Origin of the sequence: Mesorhizobium sp. M1A.F.Ca.ET.072.01.1.1 (assembly GCF_004023325.1) — a bacterium.
Taxonomy (GTDB): domain Bacteria; phylum Pseudomonadota; class Alphaproteobacteria; order Rhizobiales; family Rhizobiaceae; genus Mesorhizobium.
Genome location: NZ_RZSF01000033.1, coordinates 1 through 26,224, shown reverse-complemented (window position 1 = coordinate 26,224; position 26,224 = coordinate 1). Strand labels below are relative to the sequence as shown.

Genomic DNA, 26,224 nt, shown 5'->3' with positions numbered 1-26,224 from the left:
GCGATTTCGTTCAGGAACCGAACAGCACCATTTCGGTGAACGTCAGGTCTCCCGGAGAAGGCGATTTCGGACCCTTGAAATATTTGATTCCCTTGTTCGGAAAATACCTGCCGGACAGACCGGGAACCGGCCCCATCGCATCGACGAGGCAAAGCAGTTGTCCGCGCCGCAGGAGAAAGCGGCCCACGACCCCGGCGCACCTGACCAGATCCGCGTGGGATCGGCAGTAGACGATCTGGCAGCACGGCACGAGGCCATGCAATATCCGGCGCGGCTTCAGAACAAGCGGCAACGCCAGACCGTCGCAGACGCAGATCAGCGAAAGACAGCCCAACGCGGCGTGCTCGAGCAATATGTATCTTTCGTTGTCGGTGAGTTCAGCCATTTCGGCGAGGTCCGCATGGGCTTCCAACACCCGGTCCGGACGCGGCATACCGTTCAGAATGGGCAAGAAGGCGATCTGTCCGCCGGAAAACAGGCGAAAACTGAAGGCTTTGTTGAGCCTCACTGTCCCGGGCGATGGAGAAATATTGGTGTAGACCACGTCCTTGCGCAGGATAACCGTCGCGATCATCCGGCTGGCATAGGGCCGGAATTCCGCGTCCACGGACCAGCTCGAGAGATTGCAGCGGATTTCATCGCCTTCCAGGCTTCTGTGCCTGGCATAGAGCGTAAGCACCGCGCCGACGATCCGGCCCGATTTCTCCAGGACGAACCCATATCGCGGAAAATCGGCGACCGCGGGCCGCTGCGACAGGCGGGTCAGCGCTTCTATCCAATAGCTCCTGCTGCGCTCCGGAAACCCTCGGTGCAGGCAATCCGCCACGCCTCCCCAATCCCTCTCGTCGAAGGGCCGGCAACCGATACCGGGAGGGAATGCGCCGAGAACCGCCATAGTCGACCCAAGAGAAAAGCACTGGATGCCGCCGAAGTCAGTATTATCCTTGGCGATCGATTACCAACGAATTGCATCGTCACAGAAGTCAATTTTACTGACCCGTTTGGCGATGCTACGTCACTCTGCGCCCGTACAACCGGCAAGCCAAGCTTTACAACCTTTTGGCAGTTAATGCTTGTACAATTAGCTAATATGTCTTCCCCGGGATTTCTCGCAAACCCGTCACATGGAACCTGCTCTGACCAGCCCTAGCCCGCCGCGACCCCTTGCGCTGGAGTGCAAATGCATTCCGCCGCGAGGCACGGCCGAAGCGCTCGCTACGCTTTCACGCTGCCGGCGAGCCGGTTCTGCCAAGGCGCAAAATTTCTACCTGACCGGCTTGTGCCGAAATCTCATATGTGAATATAGTATTCACAAAAGAAGATTTGGAGGATCGATCGCGTCCGACTCCCGCTTGCCGGAGCTGCGGCCATTCTCCCGGAGCGGACGAACAGCGCAATGACCAGCTTCCCGCCTACCGTCGGCGTCGCTTCGACCTGCCCTGCCGACATGCCGGCCGATCACGCCCTGCTGCCGGTATGGAATGCCGAAAACTGGTTCTTTGAGGATTGGCCGATCGGTCAGAAAATCCGCTCGCTCCGGCGCACTATGGCCGAAGGCGACAGCCATCTCTTCAACACCCTGGTGCTCGACATCCACCCTTATGTGCAGGACCAGATGTTCGCCGAGCGCGAAGGTATTTTCGGCAAGCGCCTCGTGGCGGGCGCCTTCGTTTTCTCGGCCGGGCTTGGTCTAGTCGCCACCAACTGCGTCAATGCCTTTTCCTACGGCTATGACAAGCTCCGCTTCATCAAGCCGGTCTTCATCGGCGACACCATCTATTCGATCCGCACCAACATGGAAAAGAAGCCCCGCTACAAGGACATGGGGCTGATCCGCGCCAGCTATGAAGTGTTCAAGGGCGAAGGCGAGTTGGTGCTCTACTGCGAGCATCTGCAGACGGTGAAATACAGGGACCCGGCCGACTTCGCCGGCAAGACGGAGAAGCAATGATGGTCGCCGACCTGCCGCTGTCCGGCCTTGTCGTCGTCGACATGAGCCAGTTCCTGTCGGGACCTTACTGCTCGCTGAGGCTCCTCGACCTTGGTGCCCGCGTCATCAAGATCGAGCGGCCCGATGGTGGCGACCTGTCGCGCCGGCTCTATCTAAGCGACACCGAGATCGGTGGTGATTCCACCATCTTCCACGCCATCAACCGTGCCAAGGAAAGCTTTGCGGTCGATCTGAAGAACGACGACGACCTTAAAGCGCTGCGCGGGCTGCTCGCCAAGGCCGACGTGCTGATTCAGAACTTCCGCCCCGGCGTCATCGAGCGGCTCGGCCTCGATTACGAGCATGTGCGCACGATCAATCCGCGCCTGGTCTACGCCTCGATCAGCGGCTATGGCGAGGAAGGACCGTGGGTAAAGCGTCCGGGCCAGGACCTGCTTGCCCAGGCGCGCTCCGGCGTCATGTGGCTGAACGGCGACGAAGATCAGGGTCCGGTGCCGTTCGGCCTTGCGATCGCCGACATGCTGGCCGGCGCGGCCTGCGCGCAAGGCATCCTTGCAGCACTGGTCCGGCGCGGCATCACCGGCGCGGGCGGCCATGTCGAGACCAGCCTGTTCGAGGCGCTGATCGACCTCCAGTTCGAGGTGCTGACGACGCATCTCAATGACGGCCGGCGGCTGCCGCACCGTTCGTCGTTCCATAGCGCCCACGCCTATCTGGCGGCGCCCTACGGAGTCTATCCGGCCAAGGACGGCTTCCTGGCGATCGCCATGACGCCGATCCCGAAGCTCGCCGACCTGCTCGAGATCGAGGGGCTGGCGCCCTATCGCGACCAGCCGGCGACCTGGTTCACGGCGCGCGACGAGATCAAGGCGATCATCGCGCAGCGCATCGCGCAGAAGTCGGTCGACGAATGGCTGGCGATCCTCGAGCCCGCCGACATCTGGTGCGCGAAGGTGCTGAACTGGAAAGAGGTGCTGGAAAGCGACGGCTTCAAGGCGCTCGACCTGCTGCAGACCGTGACGCGCGAGGACGGTGTTTCGATCGACACCACCCGGTCACCGCTCAGGATCGACGGCATGCGCGCCAAAGTCGAGCAGGCGGCGCCGCGCGTCGGCGAGCACAGCGCAAAAATCCGCAAGGAGTTCGGCCTGTGACGACACTCAAGGGCATGACCTGGAACCATCCGCGCGGCTATGATCCGATGGTCGCCTGCTCCCGGCTTTGGCGGGAAAAGACCGGCGTCTCTATCGAGTGGGAGAAGCGCTCGCTGCAGGACTTCGAGTCCTTCTCTGTCGAAGAACTCGCCCGCGCCTACGACCTGATCGTCATCGATCATCCGCATGTCGGCCAGATCACCGCCGAGAAGTGCTTGGCCCCGCTCGACGTGCCCGGCCGCGAGGCGGAGCGCGAAGCGCTGGCGAAGGCAAGCGTCGGCCGGTCCTATCCGAGCTACACTTGGCAGGACCGGCAATGGGCCTTTCCGATCGACGCCGCGACGCAGGTGCAGGCCTGGCGACCCGATTTGATAGACGCCGCGCCGAAGATCTGGACCGAAGTGCTGGAGCTTGCCCAGCGGGGCCGCGTGCTCTTGCCGCTCAGGCCGCCGCACTCGCTGATGTGCTTCTTCACGCTTGCCGCCGATCTCGGCCGGCCATGTGCAGTCGAAAGCCCGAACGATCTGATCGATCCCGATACCGGCGAGACCGTCTTCGAAATGCTGCGTGAGATCGCGGCACTCCTCGATCCCGAGTGCCTGACGATGGATCCGATTGCGGTGTTCGAAAAGATGGCCGAGGCCGGCTCGCGCATCGCCTGCGCGCCGCTGATCTATGGCTACGTGCCCTATACCACTGCAGGCTTCCGGCCGAACCGGCTCTTCTTTTGCGACATGCCGACTGTGGGCGGCAACGGCCCGGTCGGCTCCGCGCTCGGCGGCACCGGCATCGCCGTCTCCGCCTTTTCCGCTGCCGGCGAGGAAGCGATCGACTTCGCCTACTGGATCGCCAGCGGCGACGTGCAGCGCGGCCTCTATGCCGCCGCCGGCGGCCAGCCCGGCCATGCCGCCGCCTGGGAGGACGAAGCCGTGAATGTCGCGACGGGCGACTTCTACCGCGGCACGCGGGCGACGCTGGAAGGCGCCTGGGTGCGCCCGCGCCACGACGGCTACATGGCGTTTCAGCAGGCGGCGTCCGATCGCCTCAACGAGGGTCTTGCCGGCCGGCAGGACGCCCCCCGCGTCGTCGCCGACATCAATCGCCTGTTCCAGCAGAGCTTCGCGGCGCCCCGCTAATACAGTCAGGCATCGGCCTTGCGGCTCACAGCCGCCAGAGCTTCTTCGCGTTGCCGGAGAGCAGTTTCGCGCGCTCGGTTTCGCTCGCCCCGGCAAGGAGGGCGTGCGTCGCCGCCACCCAGCCGAGCAGTCCGCCGCCGAGCGTGCAGACCGGCCAGTCGCTGCCCCACACGACGCGATCCCAGCCGAAGCTGCCGATCGTGTGCTCGACATAAGGCCGCAGGGTCTCGACGGTCCAGCTCGCCGGATCGGCATAAGCGACGACGCCGGAGATCTTGCCGACGACATTGGGGCGCCGGGCGATCTCGGCGATCTGCTCGCGCCAGGGATGCTCGGCCTTGCCCTGGATGTCGGGCACGCCGCAATGATCGAGAACGAATTGCACGTCAGGCGCCAGATCGACCAGCGCGATCGCTTGGCTCATCTGTCGCGGCAGGACGCAAAGATCGAAGGTCAGCCCGCTGCCGGCGATGCGCCTGATGTTCTCGCGGAACAGGGCGCCCTCGGAGACGTCGTCGGGCACGACATGCAGCACGCGGCGGAATCCTTTGACAAATGGATCGGCCTTCACCTTGTCCAGCCAAGCGGCGAAGCCAGGTTCTTCCGGCCGGCACGACACGATCGCGCCCCGTACCAGGCTGCCGGGCTTGTTCGACAGTCCTTCGACAAGGGCTGTCTCAGCCGCGATATCTGCCGGGTGGACGTGGACTTCCATATGGAGCGCCAATTCTATGCCCGCGCGGCGCGCCTCGGTGGCGTATTCGTCGTGGGAAAAATCGCGGTCGAGGGCCGGCACGCCGGACAGCCAGGGATAGCGTAGCGCCGCCCTGTCGATGAGATGCAGGTGGGTATCGACGATCATGGCTTCCTCCCTTGTCGCGCTATCCACGTGGCCCGAATTGCGCAGCGGCTTTTGCGCAAACGACATGCATCAGACATGGACTCGATCATCTCACCGGAGAATTCGCCATTCAAATAAGAATTATTCCTTTGACCTGACATCCGACCCGGCGAGTTGCGACAGGCGGGCCGCTGCTGCCTGGAGCAGCGTGATGGTCCTGGTGATATCGGGCGCTGCCGGCGCGTTGACCAGAGTGATATAGGGTATGGTGAGCGCGGCGATGCCGTGCCCGTCGGAACCGAGCACCGGCGCCGACAGATTGTAGACGCCGGCGGTCTGCAGCGAAGCCATCATCTCGTAGCCACGATCGCGCACCTGGTCAAGGCGGGCGAAGAAGTCGGGCGACAACTTCATCTCCTCGTTGCTGCGCAAATGCTCGGCGATCATCATCTCGCGCTCTTCCGGCGAGCGGAAGGCCAGCAGCACATGTCCCGAGCCGGTGTCGAACAGGCTGATATGCGAGCCGACGCGGATCGAGATGCCCCAGTATCGCGGCGCTTCCTGCTGGGCAATGACCACGGCGCTGCCGCGGTCGAACACGACGAGCTGGTTTGCCTGCCAGGAGGTCTCGGCCAGCTCGCGCATGATCGAGGTGGCGTAGGAGACCAGCCTGCGCACCGGTGCATGCAGCTGGCCAAGCCCGAAGAGCTTCAGCGTCAGCGAATAGCGGTCGCCGTCTGGCCGGGTGACGTAGCCGCGTTTCACCAGACGGTCGAGCATCCGGTAAAATTCGTTCGGGCTGCGGTCGAGCCGCTTGGCGATCTCGGCCTGGGTCAGGCCGCCATCGACGCTGGCGAGCAGTTCCAGAATGTCCAGCCCCTTGTCCAGTGCCGGCGCGCGATAGCGGTCTTCCTCGTCGTCCTGCACCCGATGCCCTCTGGTGAATTGTGATCTTCATATACGCAAGACAGCCTTCATAGGGAAGAAGTTTCGGCTTGACGACTTATGAATAATTTGTTTGCATATGAATGAAGCATGGAGCTTCAGCCATGACGGCCTGCGGCCGTTCCAGGGAGGATATTCATGAACAGACTGCTTTCCGGCGTCGCCGCCGGCGCATTGCTCATGGCATCGGGTGCGGTCTTTGCGGCCGACCTGCCGGGCAAGTTCACCGGCGTCACGATCGACGCCAAGCTGATCGGCGGCCAGCAATACGAAAAACTCTACGCGCGCATCGGCGAGTGGGAGAAGGCGACCGGCGCCAAGGTCAACGTCATCTCCAAGAAGAACCACTTCGATCTCGACAAGGAGATCAAGTCGGACATCGCCTCCAACTCGATCACCTGGTGCGTCGGCTCCAACCACACCTCGTTCGCGCCCCAATATCCAGGCATCTACACTGACCTCGCCAAGCTGCTGCCGAAGGAGGAGATCGACGCTTTCGTCCCGGCCAACATCGCCGCCGGTACGCTCGACGGCAAGCTGGTGATGCTGCCGCGCGCGCAGTTCGACGTCTCGGCGCTCTACTACCAGAAGAGCCTCTACCAGGACGAGGCCAAGAAGAGGGCCTACAAGGAGAAGTACGGCGAGGAGCTCGCCCCGCCGGACACCTTCGACGAGATGGCTCAGCAGGCGGAATTCTTCGCCAGCCCGCCCGACTTCTACGGCACGCAATATGCCGGCAAGGAAGAGGCGATCAACGGCCGCTTCTACGAGATGCTGATCGCCGACGGCGGCGAATATCTCGACAAGGACGGCAAGCCTGCCTTCAACTCCGAGGCCGGCGTCAAGGCGCTCGACTGGTTCGTCAAGCTCTACAAGGCCAAGGCTGTGCCCGCCGGCACGACCAACTATTTGTGGGATGATCTCGGCCAGGGGTTCGCGTCCGGCACGGTGGCGCTCAACCTCGACTGGCCGGGCTGGGCCGGCTTCTTCAACGACCCGAAGTCGTCCAAGGTCGCCGGCAATGTCGGCGTCAAGGTGCAGCCGAAGGGCTCATCCGGCAAGCGCTCGGGCTGGTCCGGCGCGCATGGCTTCTCGGTGACCGAAAACTGCGCCAACAAGGAGGCCGCCGCCTCCCTCGTCTGGTGGCTGACCAACGAGGACAGCCAGAAGCTGGAAGCCGCGGCTGGCCCGCTGCCCACCCGCACCAAGGTGTGGGAATGGGACCTCGAGCAGGCCAAGTCCGATCCTTACAAAACCGAAGTGCTGCAGGCCTTCCAGGAAGCCGCCAAGAACGCCTTCCCGGTGCCGCAGACGCCGGAATGGATCGAGATCTCCAACGCCGTCTATCCCGAACTTCAGGCCGCCATTCTGGGCGACAAGACCTCCAAGCAGGCGCTCGACGACGCTGCCGCCAAGGCGACGCAGATACTCGAGGACGCCGGCAAGCTCTAAGGACTATCCTCCCAGCGGCGCCGGTCTTCGCGACCGGCGCCGCTTTGACCGAAGCGGCCGCCCTGCGATTGGATCGCCGGCCGTGCAAATTATTCTGGGACACTGCATGACGGCCAAGCGGCTTTCCGCGCCAACGCTTCTTCTGCTGCCGGCCGTGCTCGTTCTGGCGGCGGTGGTGGTCGTGCCGCTCTGCCTGTCCTTCTATTCGAGCTTCACGCCGTTCAGGCTGACGCGGCCGGAAACCTTCTTCACCTTCATCGGCCTGCGCAACTATCGCAACATTCTGTCCAACGCGAATTTCTGGTGGGCCTTCGGCCGCACCGTGCTCCTCCTCACCATCGCACTCAATCTCGAAATGCTGCTCGGTCTCGGCCTCGCGCTGCTGGTCGAGAAGGCGAGCCGCGGCCAGCGGCTGCTGCGCACCATCATGATGTTCCCGATGATGTTCTCGCCGATCCTGGTCGGCTTCCAGTTCAAGTTCATGTTCAACGACAATATCGGCTTGGTGAACAACGCGCTGCAGTCGCTAGGCATCACGCGGGACGCCATTCCCTGGCTGATCGAAGGCCATCTCGCCTTCATCGCCATTTCAGTCGCGGAGATCTGGTCGTCGACCTCGATCTTCGCGATCCTGATCCTCGCCGGCCTGCTCGCCATGCCGAAGGAGCCGGTCGAAGCGGCGCGCGTCGACGGCTGCACGCCGTGGCAAACCTTCCGCTATGTGACCTGGCCCTTCATCATGCCCTTCGCCTATATCGCCATGACCATCCGCTCGCTCGACGTTGCGCGCGCCTACGACATCGTCAAGATCATGACCGATGGCGGCCCAGCCGGTCGCACGGAACTGTTGTGGACGCTGGTCGCGCGCACCGCCTACAGTGACGCGCGCATGGGCGTGGCCAATGCGATGGCCTATTTCTCGATCCTGCTGTCGATCGTCTTCACCGTCTATTTCTTTAAGAAGCTCGCCGCGGCACGGACCCAGATCGGCGCGGAGTGGTGAGGATGGACGCCAACGCATCCGCCCGCCTGAAGCGCCGCGCCGGCGCCGTCGCCCACCGCGTCGGCCTGTTCCTCGCCATGCTTTTGATCTGTCTGCCCGGCATCTGGATCGTGCTGTCCTCGCTGCGGCCGACGGTCGAGATCCTGGCCAAGCCGCCGGTCTGGATCCCGCAGCAGGTCTCGCTCGATGCCTATGTCGCCATGTTCAGCGGTGTCGGCAAGGGCGGCATCCCCGTCTTCGACTATTTCCGCAATTCCCTGATCATCTCGGTGACCTCGACCGTCATTGCCATCGCGATCGGCATGGCCGGCGGCTACGCTTTCGCGCGCTACCGGTTTCGTGGCAAGTCGGCGATGTTCCTCGGCCTTATGCTGACCCGCACCGTGCCTGGCATCGCGCTGTCGCTGCCGCTGTTTTTCGTCTATGCGCGGCTCGACATCATCGACACGCATTTCGGCCTGATCCTCGCCTATGTCGCGCTCAATGTGCCGTTCACCATCTGGCTGATCGACGGCTTCTTCCGCCAGGTGCCGAAGGATCTCGCCGAGGCCGCGCAAATCGACGGCTGCACGCGCTGGCAGGCCTTCTGGCAGGTCGAGTTTCCACTCGCCGGGCCAGGCATCGCGTCGGCCGGCATCTTCGCCTTCCTTACCTCCTGGAACGAATTCGCGCTCGCCTCGCAGCTGACGCGCTCGATCAATTCCAAGACGCTCCCCGTCGGGCTGCTCGACTACACCGCCGAATTCACCATCGACTGGCGCGGCATGTGCGCGCTGGCGGTGGTGATGATCATCCCGGCGCTGCTCCTTACCTTCATCGTCCAGAAACACCTCGTCGGGGGCCTGACTTCCGGCGCGGTGAAAGGTTGATCCGATGGCGATTGTCTCGCTCAAGAAACTGACCAAGCGTTACGGCAACATGGAGATCGTGCACGGCATCGATCTCGATGTCGCCGACCGCGAATTCATCGCGTTGGTCGGGCCGTCCGGCTGCGGCAAGTCGACCACGCTGCGCATGATCGCCGGGCTGGAAGACATCTCCGGCGGCACGATCGAGATCGGCGACCGCATCGTCAACGATCTGCCGCCGCGTTCGCGCAACATCTCGATGGTGTTCCAATCCTACGCGCTTTATCCGCACATGACGGTGCGCGAAAATCTCGGCTTCTCGCTGAAGATCGCCGGCGCGCCCAAGGAAGAGATGGACCGTCGCGTCGCCGAGGCCTCGGCCATTCTCGGCCTCGACGCGCTGCTCGAGCGCCGCCCCTCCCAGCTTTCCGGCGGCCAGCGCCAGCGCGTCGCCATGGGCCGCGCCATCGTGCGCGATCCGGACGTCTTCCTGTTCGACGAGCCGCTCAGCAATCTCGACGCCAAGCTGCGCACGCAGATGCGTACCGAGATCAAGAAGCTGCACGCCAAGGTGAAGTCCACCGTCATCTACGTCACTCACGACCAGGTCGAAGCGATGACGCTCGCCGACCGCATCGTCATCATGCGCGACGGCAACATCGAGCAGGTCGGCACGCCGGACGAGGTCTTCCAGCGGCCGGCGACACGCTTCGTGGCGGGCTTCATCGGCTCGCCGCCGATGAACCTGCAGGAGGCAACCGTGGACGACGGCAAGATCGTCTTTTCCGGCGGACAGAGCCTGCCGCTGCCCGGCCGTTTCAAGGCCAAGGTGAACGCCGGCGATAAGGTAGTGTTCGGCCTGCGTCCCGACGACCTCTACCCCGTGGGCCACGGCCTGCATTCGGGCGATGCCGCTGACGTCCACGAGATCGAGCTGCCGGTGACGGTGACCGAGCCGCTCGGCAACGAGACGCTGGTGTTCGCCGAATTCGACCGCCGCGACTGGGTTTCGCGCATGCTGAACCCGAGGCCATTGCGGGCGGGCGATCGCGTGGCGATGAGCTTCGACCTGTCGCAGGCGCATCTCTTTTCCGCGGAAACCGGCAAATCCTTGAGGGCCTGACGATGGCGAAGATCGAGAAAGTCGAGCTTGCAATGGTCGATCTGGTGCCGAAGGTGAAGCGCACCGACGCCATCCAGAGTTTCGTCAGCCAGGAGACGCCGATCGTCACCATCACCGACGTCGACGGGGCGGTCGGCATCGGCTACAGCTACACGATCGGCACCGGCGGCTCTTCGGTGATGCGGCTTCTGGCCGACCACCTCGCGCCGCGCCTGATCGGTGAGGATGCCGACCGGATCGAGGCGATCTGGCACGATCTCGAATTCGCCACGCACGCCACCACCATTGGCGCCATCACGGCCATCGCGCTCGCCGCCATCGACACTGCGCTCTGGGACCTTCGGGCGAAGAAGCAGAAGCTGCCGCTCTGGAAGCTTGCCGGCGGCGCCAAGCACCGCTGTCCGCTTTACACCACCGAAGGCGGCTGGCTGCACATCGAGACTGAAGCGCTTGTCGAAGATGCGCTGGCCGCCAAGGCGAAAGGCTTCACCGGCTCGAAGGTCAAGATCGGCAAGCCGCACGGCGCCGAGGATTTTGCCCGGTTGTCGGCCGTGCGCAAGGCGGTCGGCGACGGCTATGAGATCATGACCGACTGCAACCAGGGTTTTGCCGCCGACGAAGCCATCCGGCGCGCCGAGCGGCTGCGCGATCTCGATCTCGCCTGGATCGAGGAACCGCTGCCGGCCGACGACATAGACGGCCATGTGCGGCTATCGAATTCGACGGCGACGCCGATCGCCGTCGGCGAGTCGCTCTATTCGATCCGCCATTTCCGCGAATATATGCAGAGGGGCGGCTGCAACATCGTCCAGGTCGATGTCGGCCGCATCGGCGGCATCACGCCCTGGCTGAAGGTGGCACATATGGCGGAAGCCTTCGACATGCCGATCTGCCCGCATTTCCTGATGGAACTGCATGTCAGCCTGGCCTGCGCGGTGCCGAACGGCAAATATGTGGAATATATTCCGCAGCTGGATGAGTTGACGGGCAAGAAGATGGTGATCGAAAACGGCCACGCCCTGGCGCCGGACGAGCCGGGCCTCGGCATCGACTGGGATTTCGATGCGATCGAGGCGCTGAGCGTCGTCGAATTCAGCGTCACCGTCACGGAGCGGAGGAACTGAGAATGCAGCGAATGGGCATGGTGCTTGGCCTGAAGCCGGAAAAGGTCGAGGAATATGTGCGCCTGCACGCCGCCGTCTGGCCGGACGTGCTCGAGATGATCTCCGCCTGCAACATCAAGAACTACTCGATCTACCTCAAGCGGCCGGAGAACCTGCTGTTCTCCTATTTCGAGTATCACGGCACCGACTATGCCGCCGACATGGCCAAGATGGCCGCCGATCCGAAGACCCAGGAATGGTGGTCGGTCTGCATGCCATGCCAGGAACCCTTGCCGACAAGGCAGGAGGACGAGTGGTGGGCGACGATGGATGAAGTCTTCCACCATGACTGATGCCTTCGATCCCGCCTCGCTGGCGCAATCCTGGCCAAGGCCTGCAAAGCCGCGTCCGATCGTCACCTTCGGCGCCGGCTCGATCGTCGGCGATGCGCATTTCCCGGCCTATCGCAAGGCTGGTTTTCCAGTGGTGGGTCTCTACGATCCGGACCAGGCCAAGGCTCGGAAACTGGCCGAACAATGGGGCGTGACGGCATTCGGCTCGGTGGACGAAGCGGCCGCCGTCAAGGATGCGATCTTCGATCTCGCAACGCCGCCCGGCCGGCACGCCGAGGTGCTGAAGGCCCTGCCCGACGACGCGGTCGCATTGATCCAGAAGCCCATGGGCAACTACCTTGGCGAGGCAACCGAGATCCTTGAAATCTGTCGCGCCAAGAAGCTCAAGGCTGCAGTGAATTTCCAGCTTCGCTTCGCGCCGATGACGCTGGCGCTGAAGGACGCGATCGCCAAGGGCTGGCTTGGCGAGGTCGTCGACTTCGATGCCTGGCTGGCGCTCGCAACGCCGTGGCAGCTCTGGGAATTCCTGCTCGCGGCGCCGCGTGTCGAGATCGCCATGCATTCGATCCACTATCTCGACCTGATCCGGCAGCTTCTCGGCGACCCGAAGGGCGTGCATGCCAAGACGCTCGGCCATCCCAATCACAAGGTCGCGCAGACCCGTACCAGCGCCATCCTCGACTATGGCGACACGGTGCGCTGCGTGCTCTCGATCAACCACGATCATAAGTTCGGACGCCGGCATCAGGCCTGCGAGTTCCGCATCTGCGGCACCGAGGGCGCCGCCTACGTCAGGCTTGGCCTCAATCTCGACTATCCTCGCGGCGAGCCCGACGTGCTGGAAATCTACCCTAAAGGCGGCTCCGATTGGGTCGCCGTGCCGCTCACCGGCGAATGGTTCCCCGACGCCTTTGTCGGGCGCATGGCCAATGTGCAGCGCTTCGCCTCCGGGGAAGACAAAGAGCTGGTCAGCTCCGTCGAAGATGCCTGGAACACCATGGCACTGGTGGAAGCCGCCTATCGTTCGAGCGCCGCGCCGGCGACGCCGCTCACCGCAAAACCGTAAGGAACGGCATGGAACAGGTCACCTATTTCGAGGACTACGAGATCGGCTCGTCGCGGCTGACCAGCGGCCGCACCATCACCGAGACCGACTTTGTCGTCCATGCCGGCCACACCGGCGATTTCTTTCCGCACCACATGGACGCCGAGTTCATGAAGACGACGCCCTTCGGCCAGCGCATCGCGCATGGCACGCTGGTGTTCTCGGTCGGCGTCGGCCTGACCGCGAGCGTCATCAACCCGGTCGCCTTCTCCTACGGCTATGACAGGCTGCGCTTCATCAAGCCGGTCTTTATCGGCGACACGATCCGCACGCGCACGACGATCGCCGCGAAGGAAGACGATCCGAAGCGGCCGGACTCCGGGCGCGTCATCGAACGCGTCGAGGTTTTGAACCAGCGCGACGAAGTCGTGCTGGCCGCCGATCACATCTATATCGTCGAGCGGCGCCCCCGGCTCGGCTGAAGACGGAGACAAAACAACATGGCTGATCTGACAGGCAAGGTGGTGGTCGTAACGGCCGCTGCGCAAGGCATCGGCCGGGCTAGCGCGTTGGCTTTCGCCAAGGCTGGCGCGATCGTCCACGCCACCGACATAAATGAAGCGGCGCTGGCCGAGCTCGGCAACACCTCGGTCATCAAGACTCGCAAGCTCGACGTGCTGAACGACGAGGCCGTGAAGGCCGCCCTCGCCGAAATCGGCCGCGTCGATGTGCTGTTCAACTGCGCCGGCTTCGTCCATTCCGGCTCGATCCTCGACATGAAGGACGAGGACCTCGACTTTGCCTTCAACCTCAATGTGCGCGCCATGATCCGCACTATCCGCGCCGTGCTGCCCGGCATGCTGGAGCGCGGCGATGGTTCGATCATAAACATGGCATCGGTCGCCGGCGCCCCGAAAGGCGTGCCCAACCGCTTCGCCTATGGCGTGACCAAGGCGGCCGTGATCGGGCTGACCAAATCGATCGCCGCCGACTATGTCGGTAAAGGCATTCGCTGCAACGCGATCTGCCCCGGCACGGTGGAGAGCCCCTCGCTCGAAAGCCGCATGCGGGCGCAAGGCGACTATGAGGCCGCCCGTGCCGCCTTCATCGCCCGCCAGCCGATGGGAAGGTTGGGCACGGCGGAGGAGATCGCCGATCTTGCCGTCTATCTCGCCGGCGCCACCTATACGACCGGGCAGGCCTATAATATCGACGGCGGCTGGTCGATCTGATGAGGCACCGAGCATGACCTGCATTACCGATCTTCGCGTCTTCGATCTGCGCTTCCCGACGTCGCAGAGCCTCGACGGGTCGGACGCGATGAATCCGGACCCCGATTATTCGGCCGCCTATGTCATCCTCGACACCGATAGCGAGGGGCTCAGCGGCCACGGGCTCACCTTCACCATCGGCCGGGGCAACGAGATCTGCTGCGCGGCGATCGAGGCGCTGCGCCATCTTGTTGTCGGGATCGACCTCGACTGGGTCAAGCAAGATCCCAGCCGCTTCTGGCATCACGTGACCGGCGACAGCCAGTTGCGCTGGATCGGCCCGGACAAGGGCGCCATGCACCTCGCCGTCGGCGCGGTTGTCAATGCGGTCTGGGATCTGTGGGCCAAGGAAGCCGGCAAGCCGGTCTGGCGCCTTGTCGCCGACATGAGCCCGGAAGAGATCGTGCGCATCGTCGACTTCCGCTATCTCACCGATGCGATCACGCCGGCCGAAGCGCTGGAGATCCTGAGGAAGGCCGAGGCCGGCAAGGCCGAGCGCATCGCCAGCCTCGAGCGCGAAGGCTATGCCTGCTATACCACATCGGCCGGCTGGCTCGGCTATCCCGACGACAAGCTGAGGCGCCTCTGCCAGGAAGCAGTCGACGAGGGGTTCAATCACATCAAGCTGAAGGTGGGCCGCGACCGCGCCGACGACATCCGCCGTCTCAGGATCGCCCGCGAGGTGATCGGTCCGGACCGTTACCTGATGATCGACGCGAACCAGGTCTGGGAGGTCGACCAGGCGATCGACTGGCTGCGCGATCTTGCCTTCGCCAAGCCCTTCTTCATCGAGGAGCCGACCAGCCCGGACGATGTCGCCGGCCATGCCAAGATCCGCAAGGCGGTGGCGCCGATCAAGGTTGCGACCGGCGAGATGTGCCAGAACCGCATCATGTTCAAGCAGTTCATCGCCGGCGGCGCGATCGATATCGTGCAGATAGATTCCTGCCGCATGGGCGGCCTGAACGAGGTGCTGGCCGTGCTTTTGATCGCCGCCAAGTTCGGCTTGCCGGTCTGGCCGCATGCCGGCGGCGTCGGCCTGTGCGAATATGTCCAGCATCTGTCGATGATCGACTATATCGCGGTGTCGGGCACCAAGGATGGACGGGTGATCGAATATGTCGATCACCTGCACGAGCATTTCCTCGAGCCCTGTGCCATTGAGAATGCGGCGTACATGCCGCCGACGGCGCCGGGCTTCTCGATCGAGATGAAGCCGGACTCGATTGCCGCCTACCTATTCCACAGTTGAATGCGAGCCGTAACGCAGGTGGCCTTGGCGGCGTTACGGCGTCGCTTCTACCTGGCGCGCTTCAGTCAACCTCGACGGCAAGCACCGCAACACAATCGCCGGCCTTGACCAGGCCGGGGAAATGGCGCGCGGCCAGGAGCCCTGACATCCTGGCCTTGATCTCCTGGGGCGCGGTGCCGGTGCGACCGGTCGAATGGATGCGCGCCACGACCTGGCCTTCCTCCACCTTCTCGCCGAGATCGATCATGGTCTCGATCATGCCCTCGTCCTCGGCAAACGCAAAGCAGTCCCCCGAGGGCATGTCGAGCCATTGAGTTCGATTTTTCTCGATAGCACCATCAACGATGCCGGCATGGCGAAGCACATTGAGGATGCCACGGCGAGCGATGCGCACCGTCTCGGCCCGGGCCGTGCCGCCACCGCCGAGCTCGGTAGTGACGAAGACCTTGCCCATCTTCTCGGCCGCGGTGTCATACATGCCAACGGTATCGATCTCGGTCATGCGCATCGAGAACGGAGCCGAGAAGGCTTCGACCGCGGCGAAGGCCTCTTTCTCCTGTTCCTTGTCCGGCAGCGTATGCGCGGCGCAGAACGGCACGAAGTCCAGCGTCTTTCCGCCGGAGTGGAAGTCGAACACGATGTCCGCCCGCGGCAACAATTCGCGCTGGAAATAGTCGGCAATCTTTTCCGTCACGGTACCGTCCGGCCGGCCGGGAAAGCTGCGGTTCATGTTGCCCTTGTCGATCGGCGAGGTGCGGCTGCCGGCGCGGAACGCCGGATAGTTCATCGCCGGCACGATGATGACGGTGCCGGTGACATCCTTCGGGTCGAGCGTGCGAGCGAGCTCGTAGAGCGCCAGCGGGCCTTCATATTCGTCGCCGTGATTTCCCCCGGTAAGCAGCGCCGTCTGCCCGTTGCGGTTGCGGACGATACAGATCGGAATCATCACCGAGCCCCAGGCGGAATCGTCGCGGCTGTAAGGCAGGCGCAGAAAGCCGTGCTGGACACCGTCGCGCTCGAAATCGACGGTCGGCGTTATCGGCGATGGAGGCAGAGCTGGCATAGGCCTCAATCCTTCACGAACAGTTTGCGCGGCACATTGGCCAGGCACTCGACGCCGGTCTCGGTGATCAGGATCGATTCGGTGATTTCAAGTCCCATTGTCTCGAGCCACAGACCCGTCATGAAATGGAAGGTCATGCCGGGCTTGAGCTCGGTGCGATCGCCGGGGCGCAGGCTCATCGTGCGCTCGCCCCAATCCGGCGGATAGGAAAGACCGATCGAGTAGCCGGTGCGGTTGTCCTTGACGATGCCGTACTCCTTCAGCACGGCGAAGAAGGCATTGGCGATGTCCTCGCAGACATTGCCCGGCTTGGCGGCCGCAAGGCCCGCCTCCATGCCCTCTAGCGTCGCCTTCTCGGCGTCGAGAAAGGCCTGCGTCGGCTTGCCGAGGAAGACGGTGCGCGACAGCGGGCAGTGGTAGCGATTGTAGCAGCCGGCGATCTCGAAGAAGGTGCCCTCGCCCACCTTCATCGGCTGGTCGTCCCAGGTGAGATGCGGCGCCGAGGCGTCGGCGCCCGATGGCAAGAGCGGCACGATCGCCGGATAGTCGCCGCCGATGCCCTCAACGCCGCGCGTGCCGGCATCATAGATCTCGGCGACCAGATCGCATTTGCGCATGCCGACCTCGATCTTGTCGACGATGCGCTGATGCATGGCCTCGACGATGCGGGCGGCCTTGCGCATGAAGTCGACCTCGGTCGGGCTCTTCACCGCGCGCTGCCAATTGACCAGCGCGGTGGCGTCGAGGAAGCGGGCGTTGGGCAGGTGCTTCTGCAGCGAGGCGAAGGCAGCCGCCGAGAACCAATAATTGTCCATCTCGACGCCGATGGTCAGCTTGTCCCAGCGGCGATCGGCAAGCACGCTGGCGAGATAGTCCATCGGGTGCCGCTCGGTCGACTGCACGTAGTGGTCGGCGTAGCCAATGATGTTGTCATGCGCGAGATAGGCGGTGCGCTTGGCGCCGTTGGCGTCCTGGCCGCGGCCATACCAGACCGGCTCGCCCGAAGGCGGCACGATGACCGCCTGATGCACATAGAAGGACCAGCCGTCATAGCCGGTCAGCCACGCCATGTTGGACGGATCGCTGACGATCAGCAGATCGACCCCCTTGGCCTCCATGGCTTTCCGCGTCTTTGCCAGGCGATCGGCAAATTCGCCCCGCGAGAATTTCAGGTTCGGCTGCATTTTGTTGGTCCTCGTTTGTTGGGCCTCGCGGCCATATTCAGCTTTCGAAAATCGTTCCCGTCTTCGCCGCCCCAGCGCGGTCGCGGGCTAAGGTGGCGATCGCGGTGTCCTGCACGCCGGTGCCGGTGAGATCCGCGATGGTGATGTCGCCGGCCGATCGTCGTCCGTGCTTTTTCCCGGCGATGACCTGGCCGAGCTCAGTGACTTCCGCGTCGGCCGCCATCGCCCCTGCCTCGATGGCGTGGTGAAGCTCGCCCAAGCGCCGCGTCTGCTTCGCGCTGTCTGCGACATAGAGATCTGCCAGGCGAAGGATCGCCGGCGCGATCTCGTTCTTGTGCTCGGCATCCGAGCCCATCGCGGTGATGTGCTGGCCGGCCGAGACGAACCCGGCCCTGATCAGCGGCTCGGTCGAAGGCGTGGTGGTGACGATGATGTCGGCGCCCGCTGCCGCCCTCGCCGCATCCGGCTCGGCACGCACCATGATGCCCAGTCTCTCGCGCAAGCGGGCCGCGGTCGCCTCGGCCTTGGCCGCATCGCGCGCCCAGACGCGCGCCTCCGCGATCGGCCTGACGAGGCGCAGCGCTTCCAATTGCAGGCCGGCCTGCAATTGGAAGCGCTGCGCCTCGACCACACCGGTCTTGGCCGAAAGCAGCACCATCATGCCGCCGCCGCTCGGCAGGCCGAGCTTCGGATTGTCGAAGAAGCCGGAGCTTATCTTGACGGCGAAGCCATCTATGCCGGGCACGTAGGCGGACTTCACGTCGACCTCGCCGCGATGCTCGTGAATGTCAAGCCTCAAGATTGGCGGCATCGCCACCGGCATTGTCACCAAAGCCCGAAACGCGTTCTCGACGCAGGCGACCGCATCCAGATCGAGCGTCACGATCTTGCGCAGCTCGGCTTCGGTGAGGATGGTCATGCGGCTCATGTGGGGCGCTCCGTCAGTGCAGCGTTGCCGCAGACGATGCGGCGATGCAGGCTCATGTCGATGTTGCGGCCAGACAGGATGGCCACCACCGGTCCTTTCGCAATGACCTTCCCAGCAAGCAGCGCGCCGATGCCGACCGCGCCCGCGCCTTCGACGATCTCGCGCTCTTCCTCATAGGCATGCCGAATGCCGGCGGCGATCTCGTCCTCGGAAAGCAGGATGACGTCGTCGAGCAGCTCACGGCACATGGCAAAGGTCAGCCGGTTATCGAGGCCGATGCCGCCGCCCAGCGAGTCCGCAAGCGTCGGCAATTCCTCGACCTGCACGGGGCGGCCGGCATCGAGACTCGCCTTCATCGCGGCACCGCGCGCCATCGAGACGCCGACGACTTTGGTGGCTGGGCTCACCCCCTTGACCGCCGCGGCAACTCCGGCCGCAAGGCCGCCGCCGGAGAGCGGCACGAGCACACTTGCTGCGTCCGGAACCTGCTCCAATATCTCCAGCCCCAGCGTGCCCTGCCCAGCGGCGATGTCCGGATGGTCGAAGGGCGGCAGCATGACCAGCCCCTCCTCCGCAACCAGCCTGTCCACCTCCTGCTGGGCATCGTCCTGGCTGTTGCCGACGATGCGAATATCCGCGCCAAGGCGGCGGATTGCATCGAGCTTGTTCTCGGGCACCAGCTTCGACATGCAGATCACCGCCCGCATGCCCTCGAGCTTCGCCGCATGGGCCAGCGCGCGGCCGTGATTGCCGGTCGATGCCGCGACGACGCCGCGCGACCTTTCCTCCGGACTCAACGCGGCGATCGCGTTGGACGCGCCGCGCAGCTTGAACGCGCCGGTCGTCTGGTGATGTTCCAGCTTGAGGTGAACGGGATGGCCCACGCGATCCGAGAGGCTTTGCGACAACACAGTCGGCGTCCGCTCGACCTTTCCGGCAATGCGTTCGCGCGCAACGCGGATATGCTGAAGCGTGACTTCCGTTTTGGTCATTGGCATGCCGCTCACTGGGCCAATGGCTTCGTCATCAGCCGGCCGAACTGCGGCCGCGCCGTGTCGTCGCCGCAAAGCCGCAGGCAGTTCCAGGCGCTCGCCTGGTTGCTGGTGACGACCGAGCGGCCGATTGCCTCCTCCATGCCTGGAACGGCGAGCGCCGCGCGTAGCGCGGTGCATGAAACGAACAGCGCATCCGCCTGCGCATGCGTCGCCTTGCGCGCCAGATCGACGAGCGAGGTAGGCTCGATGCGTGCCATCTCCCGATCGTCCTCGAAGCCGAGGCAGGTGACGCTCTCGATGTCGAAGCCGTGCGCGGCGAAATAGGCGGCCATCGGCCGGCTGGTCTCGACGGTGTAAGGAGTGAGAATGCTGATCCGCTTCACGCCAAAAGCGTTGAGGCCGCGCACGCCGGCCATGGGCGGCGTGACCACGGGAACATTCGGCTTGGCCGCCTGGATCGCCTGCTCGATCTCGGCGTCGCCGATCACCACGGAAGCAGACGTGCAGGAATAGCACACGGCATCGAGCGTCTCGTCCGGCAGGATCAGTGCCGCGCCCGTCGAAAGCGAGGGCTGCATCTTGCGCAGATTGTCCGGCGTCGTCGGATTGGCGTAGGGGATGCGCGCGACATAGACGCCGATCCGCTCGCTCGCCACCATGCGGCGGAAGTCGACCTCGCTGGTATGATCGGTGGCCAAAGCAATCAGCCCGACGCGCTTTTCGAGCGGACGCGCATCGAGTGCGGGCCGGGTCGATGCCAGCTCGATTTCGGGCAACGGTTTCATGACTTTCATCTCTCGATCCTGCCGTAACGACGCTCCAGCCAGCGCAACAGCACGACGGAGCAGAGGCTGATGACGAGGAAGAAGGCGCCAACCAGCGTCATCGGCTCGATGTAGCGGTAATAGGTATTGGCGACGCTCTTGGCTTGGTTCATCAGCTCCAGCACGGTGATCGCCGAAAGCAGCGGCGTCTCCTTGAACATGGCGATGAAATAGTTGGCCAAGGCCGGGATCATCGGCGGGATCGCCTGCGGCAGGATGACATGCGTCCAGGTGTGGCGGCCGTTAAGATTGCAGGCCTTGGCGGCCTCCCACTGACCGCGAGGCACATTGTCGATGCCGGCGCGATAGACCTCGGCCGTATAGGTGCCGTAGTGCAGTCCAAGCCCGATGACGCCCGCCACCAGGGGCGGCAGCAGGATGCCGATATCGGGCAGCACGTAGAAGATGAAATAGAGCTGCACCAGAAGCGGCGTGCCGCGGATGAATTCGGCGAACCAGCCGACGCTGCGCGACACGGTGCGGTTCGGCGAGCGCCGCGCCAGCGCGATCGCCAGACCGACGATCCCGGCCAGGATCGAGCCGAGCACGGTCGCCAGGATCGTGATCTTCACCCCCTGGATGAGGGTCGGCATGATCTCCCAGACGAAGTTCCAATCCCATGCCATTAGCGGGCCCATTCCATCAGACACGCACTCCGTCGAGGCCGCGCGCCATGCGGCGCTCCAGCGAGCGCACGCCCCAGGAGATGATCAGCGCGAGCGCGAAATAGATGACGAGAACGGAGAGGAAGGGCATTAGCGTGCTGCCCGTCTGCGAGCGCACCACTTGCGCCTGGAAGGTGAGATCGGCAAGCGAGATCAGCGATACGACCGAAGTCGCCTTGAGCAGCTCGATCGCGTTGTTGCCGAAGGTTGGCAGCATGATGAGCAGCGCCTGCGGCAGGATGACGTGGCGCATGCCTTGCCAGCGGCCGAGATTGAGTGCCGTGCAGGCCTCGTATTGCTCACGGCCGATCGACAGGATAGCGCCGCGCACGACTTCCGCCCCATAGGCCCCGACATTGAGCCCCAGCGCCAGCACGCCGGCTTGCAAAGGCGTCAGCGACAGACCGGCGAAGGGCAGCACGAAATAGGCCCAGAACAGCTGCACGAAGATGGAGGTGCCGCGGAAGAACTCGATATAGGTCGTGGCAGTCGCGCGGACGATGAAGAAGCGCGACACCCGTCCCATGCCGGCGAGAAAGGCCATGACGAGCGCGAGCACCGACCCCATCAGCGTCAGCTCGATGGTGACAAGCGCTCCCTGCAATATCAGGCCGAGATAGCCGGACCACTGGGTCATTGAGTTTCAAATTTTCCTAACGTTTGCAGTTGTTGCGAGACGGCTGCGACAGCCCTTCTCCCCGCCCACGGGGAGGAGATGACGGCAGGCAGATGAGGGGCAGCGCCGACCTTGAAATGCTGGCGCGCCGCCCCTCATCCGGCTCTTCGAGCCATCTTCTCCCCGCAGGCGGTAAGAAGGGAGATTACTTCGCCGCGCAGAGCTTCTCGCGCGTCGTCGACATCGCCGCCTTGGCCGAGAAGCCGTAGGGCTCGATGATCTTGGCGAACTCGCCGGATTTCTTCATCTTGGCGAGCTCGACGTCGTAGGCATCGCGCAGCGCCTCGTCGCCCTTCTTGAAGGCGGCGCCGTCGCAATAGACCGGCGCGCCCTGCACCGGCGCGATCACTTCGAGGTTCGGATCATTGGCCTTCTTAATGAGGTCGTTGATCGACAGTACGGGCAGCGAATAGGCGTCGATGCGGCCGTCCTGCACCATCTTCAGACCGCTCTGGCCGTCCGGCACGACGATGACGCGGTCGCGCGGCACGCCGGCATTGAGCGCCAGCTTCTCCTCGGTGCCGCCGCCCGGCGCGCCGATAGTGGCCGACGTGTCCTTGGCGACGTCCTCATAGCTCTTGAAACCCTTCGGGTTGCCCTTCTTCACCAGCATCGCTTCCGCATCGCACAGCACCGGCTCGGAATAGGCGACCGCCGCGCAGCGCTCGGGCTTCATGAACAGGCCGGCGGTGACGACGTCGAAGCGGCCGGCCTGCAGGCCGGGGATCATGGCGCCGTATTCAGAGATGGAGGCGACGATATCGTTGACGCCGAGGCGCTTGAATATCTCGCGCGCTACGTCGGGTGCAGCGCCCGAGACCTTGCCGTCCGCGGCGACCGCCGTGTAAGGCGGCTCGTTGGCAATGGCGACGCGGGCAAAGCCCTGCTGCTTGAGCTGCTCGAGCTTTGCGTCGTCTGCCGAACGCGCGCCGGAGGCGAGCAGCATGGTGCTTACGGCGAGACCGGCGACGCCAGCCAGGATGCCAAGTTTCTTCATCGTTCCCAACTCCTTGTTTCTCTTCTTGGTTCGCTCGGTTCGGATGGCGTCCTTGCCACCCGTTTCTGGCTTTCGGGACGGCTTCGCCGCCCTGGCATGACGGTCAGACGCGATGTCCGGCCGCGATGATCTTCTTCAGGAAGCCCTGCGTGCGTTCCTGCTTGGGATGGCGGAAAATCTCATCGGGCTTGCCTTCCTCGACGATCCTGCCGCGATCGAAGAACAGCACGCGATCGGCGAAGTCGTGGGCAAAGCCCATCTCATGAGTGACGAGCAACATCGTCATGTCGGTTTCGGCGGCGAGCTTGCGCATGACATTGAGCACCTCCTCGACCAGCTCGGGGTCGAGCGCCGAGGTGACCTCGTCGAACAGCATGATCTTTGGCGACAGCGCCAGCGCGCGGGCGATCGCGACGCGCTGTTTCTGGCCGCCGGAAAGCTGTGCCGGCATGCTCTTCGCCTTATCGGCGAGGCCCACCATGTCGAGCAGCTCCATCGCCCGTTTTTCGGCGGCGGCTCGCGCCACGCCCTTGGTCAGCATGGGTGCCAGCGTGACGTTGTCCATGACGCATTTGTGCGGGAACAGATTGAAGAGCTGGAAGACCATGCCGATCTTCTGGCGCATCTTGGCCAGGTGCCGCTCGTCAGCCGGCACCAGCTGGCCGTTGCGCTCCATGTGATAGAGCTGCTCGCCGTCGATCTGGATATGGCCGCCGTCGATCTTTTCCAGCGTCATCAGGATGCGCAGGATCGTCGTCTTGCCCGATCCGGATGGGCCGATCAGCGCCAGCTTCTCGCCTGGCATGACCTGCATCGACAGGCCGTCGAGCACCTTGAAGGCGCCGAAGCTTTTTGAAATGGCGTCGACCTTGATGATGGGCGCGGGCAATCCATTTCCCCGTTCTAAAGCGGCCTATGCTCCTAACGATGCGAAACGCGCTAAATCATGTCAATTAGGAAAATAATATCATGACAATTTTTCGAGCGCTGCACAATTTCGGGGCAATTGGCGCTCCGCATTTGCATCAGATGGCGAGCAGAAGATGCTCCGGATCACCCAGCAGGAGCTTGGCGACAACGCTCAAGCCCGCGCGCAGTTCCCCTTCGGTGGTCGAGCCGAGCGAGATGCGCACGGCCGGGTGCCACGGCGTGTCGGCGATGCGGAACGACGTGCCCGGAGCGATCGCCACGCCGCGCAGGCGCGCCTGCGCAACGAAGCTCTCCTCGGCGCGGTCGCCCGGCAATTCGAGCCACAGATGCAGCCCGTCGCGATGGGAGCGATAGCCGACGCCGGCCAGCATTTCGGCTGCGATTTCCTGCCGGCGTCTCAGCGCCCCGCGTTGCCAGTCGACCAACTCAAAAGCCGTTCCGTCGTTCACCCACCGGGACGCGATTTCCGCCACCATTGGCGTCGCCATCCAGTTCGAGACGAGATGGCGGTTGGCGACCGCCGCGACATAGCGGTCGGGCACGGCGAGATAGCCGATCCGCAGGCCGGGCACGGTGATCTTGGTGAAGGAGGTGACGTAGAGCGTCCGCTCGGGCGCGAAGGCGGCAACCGCCGGAGGCCGGCCTTCGACGAGCGGCCCGAGCACGTCGTTCTCGATGATGGCGATGTCATGTTTGCGCGCGACCGCGGCGATCTGCTCGCGCCGGCTGGCGTCCATCAAGGTCGCCGTCGGGTTGATGACCGAAGGCTGGACGAAAACGGCGCGAATGTCGGAGAGACGGCAGGCCTCGTCCAACGCTTCCGGGATCAGGCCATTGTCGTCGATCGGCAGGCCTTCGAGGTTGAAGCCGAGATAGCGGGCGAGCGGCACCAGCGTGTGGTGGCCGATCGCCTCGGTGGCGACCGTCGAGCCGGGCGGTGCGACGCTCATCAGCGCTACCGTCATGCCGGCGGTGGCGCCGTTGGTGAGGCTGATGTTCTGCGGTGAGGCGTCGAGGCCGCAGAGCTTCAGCCATTCGACCGCCACCGTGCGATGACGCGGGAACACCATGTTCGGCCGGAACGACAGCGCCGAACTCGACGGCAGGTTCTCGGCCAGCCACCCCAACGCCTGCTTCAGCTTCTCCAGATGCATCGGCTCGCAGACCGGCTTCAGGATCGAGAGGTCGATGACCTCGCCCAACCGTTCCGGAAGGTAGGGCGGCTCCGGCTCCCGGCGCTGCGTCTGCACGAAGCTGCCGCGGCCGACCTCGCCGGCAATCAGACCGCGGCGGATCAGCTCTTCATAGGCGCGGCTGACCGTCTGGACCGAAAGTTTCAGGTCGTCGGCAAGCCGCCGGTGCGTCGGCAGTCGCGCGCCATTGGCGAGCTTTCCGTCATGGATGGCGCGCGCGAACTGATCGGCCAGCGAGAGGTAGGCCGGGCGGCGGATGAGCGCAGGATCTGGCTGCCATAATGTCATGACTTTATTAGAGATCGAAATCAGTGCAATTGACAATCGAAATAATGCATCGTCATGGTGTCCGGAACAAAAAGCGGAGCCGGCATGGCGGCAGCGAAACTCGATCCGATCGACCTCAAGATCCTCGACGCCATCCAGCGCGACGGGCGCATCACCAAGCTGGCGCTGGCCGAGAAGGTCGGCCTGTCGCCGACGCCTTGCTGGATGCGGCTGCGCAAGCTGGAAAAGGCCGGCATCGTCTCGGGCTACCACGCCGCGATCGCCATGCGCGCGATCGCGCCGGTGGCGACCGTGCTGATGGAGGTGACATTGGCCAGCCACCGGCAAGCCGATTTCGACCGTTTCGAGCGGGTCATCCGCGACGTGGCCGAGATCGTCGCCTGCTGGTCGGTCGGCGGCGGCGTCGACTATGTGCTTAAAGTGATGGCGCGGGACATCGACGCCTATCAGCGGCTGGTCGACGCCCTGCTGGAACGCGAGATTGGCATCGACCGCTACTTCACCTACATCGTCACCAAGACGGTGAAGGAGGAGTCCGTGGTGCCTGTCGCCGACCTGTTGCCAGGCTGAAGCCGGAGAGATCGTCTGGCCCGGCCGGCGATGAGAGACAATCTCTCTCCTGGCGGCTGACGAAAAAGCCTCTCTGTCTCGGTCGCGCGGCTAATCTCTCCGCATCGCCTTGGCACCGGGAGACAAACGATGTCCGCGCATTTCGCACGCCCACACCGCCACGAAGCACTGGATCGTCTCGCCGATCGCCGGCTGCTGCGCGATCTCGGCTATATCGGGGGACATTGGACGGCCGGCGACTCGGCCGCGAGCTTCGCAGTCACCGATCCGGCCACCGGCGCTACAGTCGCCTTCGTTGCCGCCCTCGGCGCAAGCCAAACGGCGGAGGCTGTCGACGCTGCAGCGCGTGCCCTGCCGGCCTGGCGCTCCGCGCTGCCGCAAGAGCGTTCCAGAATCTTGCGAAAATGGTTCGAGCTGATCGTCGCCGCCAAGGA

General features: G+C 64.0%; 28 protein-coding genes. 15 read left to right on the top strand and 13 right to left on the bottom strand.

Annotated features, from left to right (window positions below; translation table 11 throughout):
- Window positions 1-10: 10 nt before the first annotated feature.
- On the bottom strand, window positions 11-607 hold the full coding sequence (locus tag EOA32_RS07700) for a hypothetical protein (protein ID WP_245499197.1): 597 nt from the start codon (window positions 605-607) through the stop codon (window positions 11-13).
- 789 nt (window positions 608-1,396) lie between these two features.
- Between EOA32_RS07700 and EOA32_RS07695 the strand changes: the two genes are divergently transcribed.
- From EOA32_RS07695 to EOA32_RS07685, 3 genes are read left to right on the top strand one after another with little or no spacing between them, the layout of a single operon-like run.
- Window positions 1,397-1,951: a MaoC family dehydratase gene (locus tag EOA32_RS07695; RefSeq protein WP_095777219.1), complete on the top strand. Its 555-nt coding sequence runs from the start codon at window positions 1,397-1,399 to the stop codon at window positions 1,949-1,951.
- A complete protein-coding gene (locus EOA32_RS07690; protein ID WP_128371371.1) occupies window positions 1,948-3,105 on the top strand; it encodes a CaiB/BaiF CoA-transferase family protein in 1,158 nt (385 codons plus the stop codon). The genes EOA32_RS07695 and EOA32_RS07690 overlap by 4 nt, the downstream gene beginning before the upstream one ends.
- A 14-nt stretch (window positions 3,106-3,119) precedes the next feature.
- On the top strand, window positions 3,120-4,241 hold the full coding sequence (locus tag EOA32_RS07685; RefSeq protein ID WP_128371379.1) for an extracellular solute-binding protein: 1,122 nt from the start codon (window positions 3,120-3,122) through the stop codon (window positions 4,239-4,241).
- 25 nt (window positions 4,242-4,266) lie between these two features.
- On the opposite strand, the gene EOA32_RS07680 is transcribed toward EOA32_RS07685, so the two are convergent.
- Both EOA32_RS07680 and EOA32_RS07675 read right to left on the bottom strand, forming a co-directional pair.
- Complete coding sequence (locus tag EOA32_RS07680) at window positions 4,267-5,103, bottom strand: amidohydrolase (protein WP_128371370.1); 837 nt, start codon at window positions 5,101-5,103, stop codon at window positions 4,267-4,269.
- A 120-nt stretch (window positions 5,104-5,223) separates the two neighbouring features.
- On the bottom strand, window positions 5,224-6,009 hold the full coding sequence (locus EOA32_RS07675; protein ID WP_095781194.1) for an IclR family transcriptional regulator: 786 nt from the start codon (window positions 6,007-6,009) through the stop codon (window positions 5,224-5,226).
- A 156-nt stretch (window positions 6,010-6,165) separates the two neighbouring features.
- Here EOA32_RS07675 and EOA32_RS07670 point away from each other — a divergent pair, with 156 nt between their 5' ends.
- The 10 genes from EOA32_RS07670 to EOA32_RS07625 all read left to right on the top strand — a co-directional run bounded on the left by EOA32_RS07670 (window position 6,166) and on the right by EOA32_RS07625 (window position 15,477).
- Window positions 6,166-7,479 carry an extracellular solute-binding protein gene (locus EOA32_RS07670; RefSeq protein ID WP_095830705.1) on the top strand — a complete coding sequence of 438 codons (1,314 nt, stop codon included), beginning with the start codon at window positions 6,166-6,168 and terminating at the stop codon, window positions 7,477-7,479.
- Window positions 7,480-7,585: 106 nt separating this feature from the next.
- Window positions 7,586-8,482 carry a sugar ABC transporter permease gene (locus tag EOA32_RS07665; protein WP_095826646.1) on the top strand — a complete coding sequence of 299 codons (897 nt, stop codon included), beginning with the start codon at window positions 7,586-7,588 and terminating at the stop codon, window positions 8,480-8,482.
- 2 nt (window positions 8,483-8,484) lie between these two features.
- Window positions 8,485-9,351 carry a carbohydrate ABC transporter permease gene (locus tag EOA32_RS07660; protein ID WP_127323997.1) on the top strand — a complete coding sequence of 289 codons (867 nt, stop codon included), beginning with the start codon at window positions 8,485-8,487 and terminating at the stop codon, window positions 9,349-9,351.
- A gap of 4 nt (window positions 9,352-9,355) precedes the next feature.
- Window positions 9,356-10,453, top strand: coding sequence for a sn-glycerol-3-phosphate ABC transporter ATP-binding protein UgpC (gene ugpC / locus EOA32_RS07655; RefSeq protein WP_095777214.1), 1,098 nt, complete (start codon window positions 9,356-9,358; stop codon window positions 10,451-10,453).
- Between the two features lie 2 nt (window positions 10,454-10,455).
- Window positions 10,456-11,577: a mandelate racemase/muconate lactonizing enzyme family protein gene (locus EOA32_RS07650; protein WP_128371369.1), complete on the top strand. Its 1,122-nt coding sequence runs from the start codon at window positions 10,456-10,458 to the stop codon at window positions 11,575-11,577.
- A 2-nt stretch (window positions 11,578-11,579) separates the two neighbouring features.
- The gene (locus EOA32_RS07645; protein ID WP_128371368.1) at window positions 11,580-11,909 is read left to right on the top strand and encodes an L-rhamnose mutarotase; all 330 of its coding nucleotides are present in this window, start codon (window positions 11,580-11,582) and stop codon (window positions 11,907-11,909) included.
- Window positions 11,902-12,975: a Gfo/Idh/MocA family oxidoreductase gene (locus tag EOA32_RS07640; RefSeq protein ID WP_095830708.1), complete on the top strand. Its 1,074-nt coding sequence runs from the start codon at window positions 11,902-11,904 to the stop codon at window positions 12,973-12,975. The genes EOA32_RS07645 and EOA32_RS07640 overlap by 8 nt, the downstream gene beginning before the upstream one ends.
- 8 nt (window positions 12,976-12,983) lie before the next feature.
- Window positions 12,984-13,436, top strand: a complete 453-nt coding sequence (locus tag EOA32_RS07635; protein ID WP_095781190.1) for a MaoC/PaaZ C-terminal domain-containing protein — start codon at window positions 12,984-12,986, stop codon at window positions 13,434-13,436.
- An 18-nt stretch (window positions 13,437-13,454) separates the two neighbouring features.
- Window positions 13,455-14,186 carry an SDR family oxidoreductase gene (locus EOA32_RS07630; protein ID WP_128371367.1) on the top strand — a complete coding sequence of 244 codons (732 nt, stop codon included), beginning with the start codon at window positions 13,455-13,457 and terminating at the stop codon, window positions 14,184-14,186.
- A gap of 13 nt (window positions 14,187-14,199) precedes the next feature.
- Window positions 14,200-15,477: an L-fuconate dehydratase gene (locus tag EOA32_RS07625; RefSeq protein ID WP_095777208.1), complete on the top strand. Its 1,278-nt coding sequence runs from the start codon at window positions 14,200-14,202 to the stop codon at window positions 15,475-15,477.
- 61 nt (window positions 15,478-15,538) lie between these two features.
- Here EOA32_RS07625 and doeB read toward each other — a convergent pair whose 3' ends face one another.
- From doeB to EOA32_RS07575, 10 genes are all read right to left on the bottom strand, one after another.
- Complete coding sequence (gene doeB / locus EOA32_RS07620) at window positions 15,539-16,540, bottom strand: N(2)-acetyl-L-2,4-diaminobutanoate deacetylase DoeB (protein ID WP_095777207.1); 1,002 nt, start codon at window positions 16,538-16,540, stop codon at window positions 15,539-15,541.
- 5 nt (window positions 16,541-16,545) lie between these two features.
- On the bottom strand, window positions 16,546-17,724 hold the full coding sequence (doeA, locus tag EOA32_RS07615; protein WP_095777206.1) for an ectoine hydrolase DoeA: 1,179 nt from the start codon (window positions 17,722-17,724) through the stop codon (window positions 16,546-16,548).
- A 37-nt stretch (window positions 17,725-17,761) separates the two neighbouring features.
- A complete protein-coding gene (locus EOA32_RS07610; protein WP_128371366.1) occupies window positions 17,762-18,652 on the bottom strand; it encodes an ornithine cyclodeaminase family protein in 891 nt (296 codons plus the stop codon).
- Entirely contained in the window at window positions 18,649-19,644 is a 996-nt protein-coding gene (eutB, locus tag EOA32_RS07605; protein ID WP_128371365.1) for a hydroxyectoine utilization dehydratase EutB, read from the bottom strand. Before eutB ends, EOA32_RS07610 begins: the two co-directional genes overlap by 4 nt.
- An 11-nt stretch (window positions 19,645-19,655) precedes the next feature.
- Window positions 19,656-20,432 carry an ectoine utilization protein EutA gene (gene eutA, locus EOA32_RS07600; RefSeq protein ID WP_128371378.1) on the bottom strand — a complete coding sequence of 259 codons (777 nt, stop codon included), beginning with the start codon at window positions 20,430-20,432 and terminating at the stop codon, window positions 19,656-19,658.
- 5 nt (window positions 20,433-20,437) lie between these two features.
- Window positions 20,438-21,097 carry an ectoine/hydroxyectoine ABC transporter permease subunit EhuD gene (ehuD, locus tag EOA32_RS07595; protein ID WP_128371364.1) on the bottom strand — a complete coding sequence of 220 codons (660 nt, stop codon included), beginning with the start codon at window positions 21,095-21,097 and terminating at the stop codon, window positions 20,438-20,440.
- Between the two features lie 16 nt (window positions 21,098-21,113).
- Window positions 21,114-21,773 (bottom strand): ectoine/hydroxyectoine ABC transporter permease subunit EhuC, encoded by a 660-nt coding sequence (ehuC, locus tag EOA32_RS07590; protein WP_128371363.1) that lies wholly within the window; start codon window positions 21,771-21,773, stop codon window positions 21,114-21,116.
- A gap of 184 nt (window positions 21,774-21,957) precedes the next feature.
- Window positions 21,958-22,809 carry an ectoine/hydroxyectoine ABC transporter substrate-binding protein EhuB gene (ehuB, locus tag EOA32_RS07585; RefSeq protein ID WP_067326181.1) on the bottom strand — a complete coding sequence of 284 codons (852 nt, stop codon included), beginning with the start codon at window positions 22,807-22,809 and terminating at the stop codon, window positions 21,958-21,960.
- A 103-nt stretch (window positions 22,810-22,912) separates the two neighbouring features.
- Window positions 22,913-23,698: an ectoine/hydroxyectoine ABC transporter ATP-binding protein EhuA gene (ehuA, locus tag EOA32_RS07580; protein WP_067326178.1), complete on the bottom strand. Its 786-nt coding sequence runs from the start codon at window positions 23,696-23,698 to the stop codon at window positions 22,913-22,915.
- Window positions 23,699-23,834: 136 nt separating this feature from the next.
- Window positions 23,835-25,220: a PLP-dependent aminotransferase family protein gene (locus tag EOA32_RS07575; RefSeq protein WP_128371362.1), complete on the bottom strand. Its 1,386-nt coding sequence runs from the start codon at window positions 25,218-25,220 to the stop codon at window positions 23,835-23,837.
- 84 nt (window positions 25,221-25,304) lie between these two features.
- On the opposite strand from EOA32_RS07575, the gene EOA32_RS07570 reads away from it, so the two are divergent.
- Both EOA32_RS07570 and EOA32_RS07565 read left to right on the top strand, forming a co-directional pair.
- Window positions 25,305-25,790 (top strand): Lrp/AsnC family transcriptional regulator, encoded by a 486-nt coding sequence (locus EOA32_RS07570; RefSeq protein ID WP_095823577.1) that lies wholly within the window; start codon window positions 25,305-25,307, stop codon window positions 25,788-25,790.
- Window positions 25,791-25,919: 129 nt separating this feature from the next.
- Window positions 25,920-26,224: aldehyde dehydrogenase family protein (locus tag EOA32_RS07565; protein WP_128371361.1), on the top strand; the 305-nt coding region annotated here is incomplete at its 3' end.